Origin of the sequence: Streptomyces sp. NPDC047108 (genome assembly GCF_040643575.1) — a bacterium.
In the GTDB taxonomy this organism is placed as follows: Bacteria; Actinomycetota; Actinomycetes; order Streptomycetales; family Streptomycetaceae; genus Streptomyces.
This window is the reverse complement of record NZ_JBEYUP010000017.1, coordinates 135565-145121: the sequence shown is the minus strand read 5'-3', so window position 1 is coordinate 145121 and position 9557 is coordinate 135565. Positions and strand designations below refer to the sequence as shown.

6 protein-coding genes are annotated in these 9557 nt (G+C 72.2%); 2 read left to right on the top strand and 4 right to left on the bottom strand.

What is annotated here, in order from left to right; all coding sequences use genetic code 11:
• Positions 1–118: 118 nt before the first annotated feature.
• From ABZ822_RS26225 to ABZ822_RS26215, 3 genes are all read right to left on the bottom strand, one after another.
• The gene (locus tag ABZ822_RS26225) at positions 119–1435 is read right to left on the bottom strand and encodes an SAV2148 family HEPN domain-containing protein (protein WP_360859107.1); all 1317 of its coding nucleotides are present in this window, start codon (positions 1433–1435) and stop codon (positions 119–121) included.
• 25 nt (positions 1436–1460) lie between these two features.
• Entirely contained in the window at positions 1461–2804 is a 1344-nt protein-coding gene (locus tag ABZ822_RS26220; RefSeq protein WP_360859104.1) for a copper amine oxidase, read from the bottom strand.
• Between the two features lie 340 nt (positions 2805–3144).
• Complete coding sequence (locus ABZ822_RS26215) at positions 3145–3951, bottom strand: Tat pathway signal sequence domain protein (protein WP_360859101.1); 807 nt, start codon at positions 3949–3951, stop codon at positions 3145–3147.
• Between the two features lie 226 nt (positions 3952–4177).
• On the opposite strand from ABZ822_RS26215, the gene glgX reads away from it, so the two are divergent.
• Positions 4178–6292 carry a glycogen debranching protein GlgX gene (gene glgX / locus ABZ822_RS26210; protein WP_360859098.1) on the top strand — a complete coding sequence of 705 codons (2115 nt, stop codon included), beginning with the start codon at positions 4178–4180 and terminating at the stop codon, positions 6290–6292.
• A 115-nt stretch (positions 6293–6407) separates the two neighbouring features.
• The gene (gene treY / locus ABZ822_RS26205; RefSeq protein ID WP_360859096.1) at positions 6408–8879 is read left to right on the top strand and encodes a malto-oligosyltrehalose synthase; all 2472 of its coding nucleotides are present in this window, start codon (positions 6408–6410) and stop codon (positions 8877–8879) included.
• A 131-nt stretch (positions 8880–9010) separates the two neighbouring features.
• Here treY and ABZ822_RS26200 read toward each other — a convergent pair whose 3' ends face one another.
• Positions 9011–9376, bottom strand: coding sequence for a hypothetical protein (locus ABZ822_RS26200; protein WP_360859093.1), 366 nt, complete (start codon positions 9374–9376; stop codon positions 9011–9013).
• Positions 9377–9557: the final 181 nt, after the last annotated feature.

The following is a 9557-nucleotide window of genomic DNA, read 5'->3' as shown; positions in this document are numbered from 1 at the left end:
GATCAACGTGCTGTTCGCAATGCTCCGCGACGGCACCTTCTACGAACCCAGAACCCCACGCCTCGCTTGACGAAAGACATAGAGGCACCCCCCCGCCTCGGGACACCGGCCCCCGGCCTCAGGACACCGGGCGCGAGTCCGTCCAGACGGACTCGAACTCCTCGCGGTACGTCGGGAAGAGCCCCGCCTCATCGCCCCCGCCGCCGCTCCGGTGCACCACGTCCCGGCCGCTCCCCCGCAGCACGAACACCGGGGCCTCCATGCCTCGCGTCCTGCGCAGATACGACTGGACGACGGCGAGCCCGTCCGGTCCGTCGCCGTTGACCAGGTACGCCGTGAAGCGCGGTGTCTCGTCGAAGACCCTGACCTCGAAGCCGCCGGTGTCCCGGAGCCGGGCGCGCACCCGGCGCATGTGCATGATGTTCATCTCGACCGAGCGGCTCAGTTCGCCCTTCTTCAGGCCGAGTTCGCGTTCGCGGCGCCGCACTGCGCTGCTCGCCGGGTTAAGGAACAGCAGCCGGGCGCGGCAGCCGGATTCGGCCAGCCGCACCAGCCGCCGGCCCGAGTAGTTCTGCACGAGCAGATTGAGACCTATCCCGATCGCGTCCAGCCGCCGCGCCCCGGAGAAGAGGTCTTCCGCGGGCAACTGCCGCTGCAGCCGCACCCGGTCGGCGTGGACGCCCACCACATCCGCGTACCGGTCGCCGACCAGGTCCTCCACCGCGTCGACGGGAAGCCGGTCCGCCGAGGGCGTGCCGGTGCCGCTGCCCAGGATCTCCAGCAGCCGCCCCGAGGCGCGTTCGGCCTGGGCCAGCACGGTCTCGGACAGCGCACGGTTGCGGGAGACGACGTTGCGCGCGACCTCCAGCTCGTCGAGGGCGAGCTCCACGTCCCGGCGGTCGTCGAGGTACGGCTCGAAGCAGGGCCAGTGCTGCACCATCAGCTCGCGCAGCTGCGGCAGGGTGAGGAAGCTGAGAACGTTGTCGTCGGCGGGGTCGAGCAGATAGCCCTTCCTCCGGCTCACCTCACGGACGGCGACGGCCCGCTGCACCCACTCGTGCCCGGCGGGACCGGCGGCCGCGACGACCCACTCGTCGCCGTGCACCGGTTCGTAGATGGGGCGCAGCACGGCGGCGACGACGGCGCGCAGGCGCTGCTCGACGATGTTCAGCCAGATGTAGGCGCGTCCGGCCCTGCGGGCCCGGGTGCGGACCTCGGTCCAGGCGTCCGCGCCCCACTCCAGTTCCGCTCCGATCTCCATCGGGCGTGCCACGGACACCGCACCCGGGGGAACCCTACCCGGGTCGTCCTGCCGGCCCCTGTCGCCAGGTGGCAGCTCCAGACCGCCGCCCGAGCTCACCAGTGCACCGCCTTCCGCCCCCCGTTCCACGATCAAGGAAGGGTACTGCCTGGGCGGAGGGCGGTGCACCCTCATCCGTGGACTGGTCCGTCAACTCACCTCAGCCCTGGGGCGGTTGGCCGTTCTGGTTGGCGAGATCGGACGGTGTGAGGGGGTTCATGGCGGTCACGTCACGGGGTGCGAGCTGGAATCCCTGCCAGTGGACGGGCATGGGGGTCTGGTCCTCGTCGCGCGCCACGTGGTGGAAGCCGATGTTCACCCAGGTGATCGGGTGCTTGAGCGACTGCCCGTTGACGAAGGTGTCGATGCTCTTGCCGGTGCCGACCGCGGGCGAGCAGCGGCGGTTGTGGCTGGCGAACTGCTGGCACTTGTCGTACTCGGTGAAGTAGACGTCGTTCCGCGTGTAGGGGCGGCCCGGGTACTTGTTGGTGTGCCCGAGGACGATCTCGTACGAGCGCGGGTGGTTGTCCTTGTTCTTGCCCGCCGTGCTGACCACGCGCCACCAGCGCTGCTCGCCGCTCTTGCCGGACAGCTCCTTGGTGATGTCGGTGCGCTTGGTCTTCGTGGTGGGCGTGCCGCCCGAGCGCGGCGTGGTGGTCGCGTCGAACTGCTGGACCTTGGACTTCGGCGAGCCGTCGAGCCCGAAGTTCAGCCGCCAGAAGATGTTGTGGCTGTGGCTGACCGCGTAGTCCTTGGCGCCCTTGCCGACCGGCCAGCCCCGGCCGTCGGAGGCGTCGTAGTCCATCGGCGAGAGGTTGCCGGTGGCGCCCACCTGGGTGGAGATGGTGCCGTCGTCGGAGAAGCGCCACTCGGTGATGTACTCGTACCAGCCGACCTTGTTGACGGTGTAGACGAGGAAGTCCTTGCCCTGGGCGCTCCACACCTTGCCGGGGTTCTCGTCGGACGCCACGCGGTAGGCGTGCCCGCGGGCGCGGGTGGTGGCGCACAGGCCGTTGACGGCCGCGCCGTGCGGAAGCTTGACCTTCTTCAGGGTGCCGCCGGGGCACTCGGCCGTGCCGAGGTCCTGGACGCCCTCGCCGAAGCCGTAGCTGGTGAGGTCGTCGAACTCGTTCGCGCCGTTGTCGTACGGGACATGGATCTGGCCGAGCTTGGCGGTGGTCAGCACGGGTATCGGCCGGGCCTCGCCCTTGGGCTGGTAGGTCACCTTGTCCAGCACCAGACCGGCCTTGGACTCGTAGTGCCAGCACATGCGCCAGGTCGTGCCGCCGCTGAGCTTCTGCTCGATGCGGGAGGCGGCGCTGCAGTCGGCGGCGGCGGCCGGGGCCTTGGGCGCCTGGGGGGCCTTCGGGGCGGCGGCCTGGGCGGGGGCGGCGGCGAAGGCCGTGCCCGCGAGGACGGCCGCGGCCGCGACCGCCGGTATCCGCGTCCGGGCGCGGCTGCTCGGGGTGCGGCGGCTGCCGCTGCTGTCTCTGGTCTCACGCATGGCTGGATGGCTCCGCTTTCTCGCGGTCACCGGGGTGCGGGTCGACGCACCGCGGTCGGGACGGTGGGGTCGGCGCTCGCGCGGCCGACGAGGTGAGGGCGCCGGGAGTCGGTCCGGCGGCGAAGGTGACGAAGGTGAGGCGCGGCCTGCACGGCCGACTCGGTGTTCAGCTGGTGAGGCGGGGATCCCGAAGACGCGGATCCCGAAGGTGCGGATCCCGAAGGTGCGGATCCCGAGAGCCCGGTTGCCGAAGAGCCCGTTTCCCGAAGGTGCGGATCCCGCCGGCCTGGAAGCCGGATGCCCGTAAGCCCCGGGGCCCGGGGCCGGTGGTCCGGCCGTTCTAGGTGATGCGGCCGACCTTGCGTTCGCTCAGGTCGACGACGAGATGCCGGGTGTCGATCCAGGGCCCGTTCCTGACCTTGGTGAACAGCCGCATGCACCGGTGGTCGCCGCACGCGCGCAGCGCGGCCGGACCGCTGTTCTCCTCGTCGACCCGGTAGATCATGCCGGTGACCACGAGCTGGTCGGGCTCGGTGAGAGCCTTGCCGGTGGCGTCCCGGTAGTCCTTCTTCAGCCCGGCGCTCAGCGGATCGGCGATCAGCAGCCGGGCCGCCTCGGCGGCTTCCGCGCGGGTCGGCGGCGGCTGCTCACCCTGCTGGGTCTCGGTGTCCTCGACCTTGCCGGTGGTGAGGTTGACCGTCTTCGTGACGAGTGCGTCCTTCTTGTAGTCGTAGTACGCGATCTCCGCGCGGCGGTCCGGCGAGGCGTCGCCGGCCTCCGACGGCTGCTGCTCGGCGAGATCCGTGCTGAGCCACTGCGGTCCGCGGCTCCCCCGGGCGTTCTCGCTGCGCTCGCGCAGCTGCCCCTGTCCGAGCGCGAGGCCCTCGGCCCGCTTCAGCTCGTCGTCGGTGAGGGCGTCCCGTCCCGTGCCCTTCTCCCCGGTGGCCACCTGCTCCTCGACCACACCCGGCTGGAGCTGCTGCCCTCCCCCGTCCCGGCCCTGGGCCGAGGTGCCGGACGAGCCCTGCCCGTCCTCCGCGCCGGCGCTTCCCGGCAGCGTCACCCCGACCATCACCGCGGTCGCTGTGACCGCGATGGCCGCACCCGCCACCCCCTTGCCCAGGTGGCGGTGCATCAACGTGCGCACATGTTCCCCCTCAGGAATCCAGCCCCCCGGCTGAGACCGCTCGCGTGGATACGGCGGTCACCCGGTAGGACGAGCCGTTGTCGTAGGAGGTTGCTCGGCTTTTCGGGAAGATCTCAACGAAAGCGCCCCGCAGGCCCGATGGTTGGGCAAGCACTCCTTTTCGGCCCATGGCAGCAGGAATACGCCGTCTCGCGCGGCCCGGATCAGAAGTGGAAGAGTCGACATCATGCAGGTCTGGCCGGGACAGGCGTACCCCCTCGGCGCCACGTACGACGGCGCGGGAACCAACTTCGCGGTGTTCTCCGAAGCCGCCCACAGGGTCGAGCTGTGCCTGCTCCATGACGACGGCTCCGAGACCGCGGTCGAGCTGCGCGAGTCCGACGCGTTCGTCCGGCACGCCTATCTGCCCGGCATCATGCCGGGCCAGCGGTACGGCTTCCGCGTCCACGGGCCGTACGAGCCGTCGCAGGGACACCGCTGCAACTCCGCCAAGCTGCTGCTCGACCCGTACGCGCGCGCCATGAGCGGGGCGATCGACTGGGACGAGGCGGTCTACGGCTACCACTTCGGCCGGCAGGGCGACCGCAACGACCTGGACTCGGCGCCGCACAGCATGGCCTCCGTCGTCGTCAACCCGTACTTCGACTGGGGTGACGACCGGCGGCCACGCACCGACTACCACCGCACGGTGCTGTACGAGGCGCATGTGAAGGGGCTGACCATGCTCCACCCGGCCCTGCCGGAGGAGCTGCGCGGCACCTACGCGGCGCTCGCCCACCCCGCGGTCATCGAGCACCTCACGGAGCTGGGAGTGACGGCGCTGGAGCTGATGCCCGTGCACCAGTTCGTGCACGACAACCGGCTGGTGGACGCCGGTCTGGCGAACTACTGGGGCTACAACACCATCGGCTTCTTCGCCCCGCACAACGCCTACGCCTCCTGGGGCGACCGCGGCCAGCAGGTCCTGGAGTTCAAGTCGGCGGTCCGCGCCCTGCACCAGGCGGGCATCGAGGTCATCCTCGACGTGGTCTACAACCACACGGCCGAGGGCAACCACCTGGGGCCGACGCTGTCCTTCCGCGGCCTCGACAACGCCTCGTACTACCGGCTGGCGGAGGACCAGCGGTACTACATGGACACCACGGGCACCGGGAACTCCCTGCTCATGCGCAGCCCGCACGTCCTGCAGCTCATCATGGACTCGCTGCGCTACTGGGTCACCGAGATGCATGTGGACGGCTTCCGCTTCGACCTGGCGGCGACCCTGGCCCGCCAGTTCCACGAGGTGGACCGGCTGTCCTCGTTCTTCGACCTGGTGCAGCAGGACCCCGTGGTCAGCCAAGTGAAGCTGATCGCCGAGCCGTGGGACGTCGGCGAGGGCGGCTACCAGGTCGGCAACTTCCCGCCCCTGTGGTCGGAGTGGAACGGGATGTACCGGGACACGGTGCGCGACATGTGGCGCGGTGAGCCGCGGACCCTGGCGGAGTTCGCGTCCCGGCTGACCGGCTCCTCCGACCTCTACCAGAACGACGGGCGCCGGCCGATCGCCTCGGTCAACTTCGTCACCTGCCACGACGGCTTCACCCTCCGCGACCTGGTGTCCTACGACACCAAGCACAACGAGGCCAACGGCGAGGGCAACCGGGACGGGGAGAGCCACAACCGCTCCTGGAACTGCGGCGCCGAGGGCGAGACCGACGACCCGGGCGTGCTGACCCTGCGCGCCCGCCAGCAGCGGAATTTCGTCGCCACCCTCCTGATGTCGCAGGGCGTGCCGATGCTCGGCCACGGCGACGAGTTCGGGCGCACCCAGGGCGGCAACAACAACGCGTACTGCCAGGACAACGAGCTGTCCTGGGTGCACTGGCCCGGCCAGGACGACGACAGGTCGCTGCTGGAGTTCACCCGCGCGATGGTGTGGCTGCGCCGCGACCACCCGGTCTTCCGGCGCCGCCGCTTCTTCCACGGCAGGCCGGTGGAGGGCACGCACGACGAGCTGTCGGACATCGCGTGGTTCACGCCCGAGGGCGAGAAGATGCGGCAGCGCGACTGGCAGGCGTCGTGGGCGCGGTCCCTGACGGTCTTCCTCAACGGCAACGCGATCTCCGAGCCGGGGCCGCGCGGTGAGCGGATCAGGGACGACTCGTTCCTGCTCATGGTCAACGCGAGCGAGGAGACGCTGGGGTTCGTGGTGCCGGTCGACCACGGGAAGCAGTGGCAGATCGTGGTGGACACGGCCCGGTCGGAGGGCGTGGAGCCGGGCACCGGCCGCAAGGTGAAGGCGGGCGACCGGCTGATGCTGCTGGACCGGAGCCTGACGGTGCTGCAACGCCGGGCGTGAGAGGACCTGCGGCGAGGACGGCGGGGGCGGCGTCGAGGACGGCGGGGGCGACGGCATCCGGCCGAGCCGGGGACGGCCGTGCTGCAAGGCGCGGCCTGACGGGTACCTCTGCTGCATGACGCCTGTGCCCGAGACCCCGCGGCCCGTCGCGCCGCCCACCGCCACCTACCGGCTCCAGCTCCAGCCGGAGTTCCCGTTCGCCGCAGTTGCGGGGGCCGTGCCCCACCTCGCCTCGCTCGGCGTCTCCCACCTCCATCTGTCGCCGGTGCTGGAGGCGGTGCCGGGCTCGACGCACGGCTACGACGTCGTGGACCACTCCGCCGTACGGGCCGAGCTCGGCGGCGAAGACGGGCTGCGCGCGCTGTCCCGTACCGCACGGGAGCACGGGCTCGGCCTCGTGATCGACATCGTGCCGAACCACATGGCGGTGCCGGCGCCCGAGCATCTGAACCGGCCGCTGTGGGAGGTGCTGCGGGACGGGCCCGGCTCCGCGTACGCCCGCTGGTTCGACATCGACCGGGACCTGCACGGCGGCCGGGTGCTGATGCCCGTGCTCGGCGGGCGGCTCGGCGACGAGCTGGACCACATCCGGCTGGACGGCGACGTCCTGCGCTACCACGACCACGCCTTCCCGGTGCGGCCCGGCACCGGGCATCTGCCGCTGCCGGAGCTGCTGGACGCCCAGTGGTACCGGCTCGCCTGGTGGCGGCTGGCCCGCACCGAACTGAACCACCGGCGGTTCTTCACCATCTCGACGCTGATCGGCGTCCGCGTGGAGGACCCGGAGGTGTTCGACGCGACGCACGCCAAGGTGCTGGAGCTGCTGCGCGACGGCGTCGTGGACGGGCTGCGCGTCGACCACCCGGACGGGCTCGCGGACCCCGGGGCGTATCTGCGGCGGCTGGACCGGGCGACCGGCGGCCGCTGGACGGTCGTGGAGAAGATCCTCACCGGCGGCGAACGGCTGCCCGCGGACTGGCCGGTCGCCGGCACCACCGGGTACGACGCGCTGCGCCGCGTGGACGGGCTCTTCGTCGACCCGTCCGGCGCGACCGAGCTGCTCGGCGTCTACCGGGGTTTCACCGCCCAGCCGCCGGACCGGGGCGGCGAGTGGTCGGCGACCGCGCGCCGGGCCGCGTACAAGGTGGTCACCCACGAGCTGGCGTCCGAGATCTCCTGGCTGGCCCGGATCGCCGCCCGGATCTGCGAGGCGAGCCCCGAACTGCGCGACCACGCCCCGTGGGCGCTGCGCACGGCGCTGCGCGAGGTCCTGGTCCGGCTGCCGGTGTACCGGCCGTACGCGATCCCGGGGGAGCGCGTCCCCGAGGCGGACGGCGAGATGCTGCGACGTGCGGCCCGCCGGGCGCGGGAGGTGTTCACCGTGCCCGAGGAGGCGGACACCGTGGACCTCGTACGGGATCTGGCGCTCGGGCTGCTCGGCGCGGGCCCCGACCACGCCGCCTTCTGCGCGCGCTTCGCCCAGACCTCGTCCGCACTGCGTGCCAAGTCCGTGGAGGACACGGCGTTCTACCGCTATGTGCCGCTGCTGTCGGCCGGGGAGGTCGGCGGCGAGCCGGGCGGCCCTGCCGTCTCCGCGGACGCCTTCCACGCCTTCTGCGCCCGGCTCCGGCGCGACTGGCCGCTGACCGGAACGGTGGTCTCCACGCACGACACCAAGCGCAGCGCCGACGTCCGCGCCCGGATCGCCCTGCTCACCGAGGCACCCGACGCATGGGCGGACCTGCTGGAACGGGTGACCAAGGAGACGGCGCGGGGGGAGGGCGCGCGCGGCGAGGGGGCACGCGCTCCCGACCCGCACATCGCCTGGACCGCCTGGCAGACCGCGTTCGGGCTGGGCTACCCGGACACGGAGGAGCGGCCGGGGGAAGCAATGGCGGAACGGCTCGTTCCGGCGGTGGTGAAGGCGGTACGGGAGGCCGGGCTGCACACCTCGTGGACCGAGGGCGACCCGGAGTACGAGGCGGCGGTCGAGGCGTTCCTTCGGGCCGGCCCGTGCGGTCCGGCGCGCGACACCCTGGCCGCGTTCGGCCGCTCGCTCGCGGCCGCCGCCCGCGCGAACGTCCTGGGCACGGCCCTGACCCACCTGACCATGCCGGGCGTACCGGACGTCTACCAGGGCACGGAGCGGGAGTACACGGCTCTCGTCGACCCGGACAACCGGCATCCGGCCCGCTTCGTACCGCACCGGCTGGCCGCACTCGACGCGGGCCGGGCACCGGACGGACTCTCCGAGGAGAAGCTCCGCCTCACCGCGACGGCCCTGCGCCTGCGCCGCCGACACCCGCAGTGGTACGGGGAGTCGGGGACGTACGAGCCGCTGGCCGTGACCGGACCCGCGGCGGCGCACTGCGTGGCGTTCGCGCGCGGGGGCGGCGCGGTCACCGTGGTCACGCGTCTCTCCCGCCGCCTGGAGGAGGCGGGCGGCTGGCGTGACACGACGCTGACGCTGCCGGACGACGGGCCCTGGACGGACCTTCTGTCGTCCGGGCCGGCGGTCCGGGCGGACCGGGTAGGAGTCGCGGACCTGTTCGCCGGGAGCCCGGTGGCACTCCTGGTGCGCGGCTGAGCGCGACGGGTGAGGTCTCCGAGGGGGCGGTCCGGTGGCACACGTCCGTCCCGCGGGCACACGTCCGTCCCGCGGGCACACGTTCGTCCCGCGCTCCGACCAGTGCGGAGCGCTACGCACCGTCCCGTCGCTCAGATCTCGTCGATGACCAGCCGGCTGCTGTCGGCGGGCTGCCAGTGGCAGAGCCGCGACATGTCGTCCGTCCACGGGGCGCGTCCGCGCCACTCCGGGCCCATGGGCCTTTCGCCGGCCATACGGCCGCCGGGGACGACGACGAGCTGGACGTCCGGTACCCGCTGTGCACGTGCGGCTCCGGAGGAGCGCACCCCCACCGGCCGTACGTACACCCTGCCGTCGGGAGCCACCCAGAAGTCGCCGGAGCGTCGCTGGACCAGCTCGGGCGCCTCGACCGGCACCTCGCCCCGCTCCAGGGCCTCCCGGACGGCCGTCAGCGCGGCCCGCTGGGCCCTGCTGCCGACGGAACCTTTCCTTGCCATGTCTCCATGGTCTCTCCGCACCGGACCATGCGCCAAGAAGCGCCGCGGATCCCCGGGCCCTCCACCGCCGGGCCCCGTCAGGCCCGGGCCGGTCGGCCGGGCGCCGGTCCGGCGTCGGTCTCCCGTCAGCCGTCCGTCGGGCAGCCGTCGGTCCGGTGTGCAGACGGCGGGTGCGTGGCAG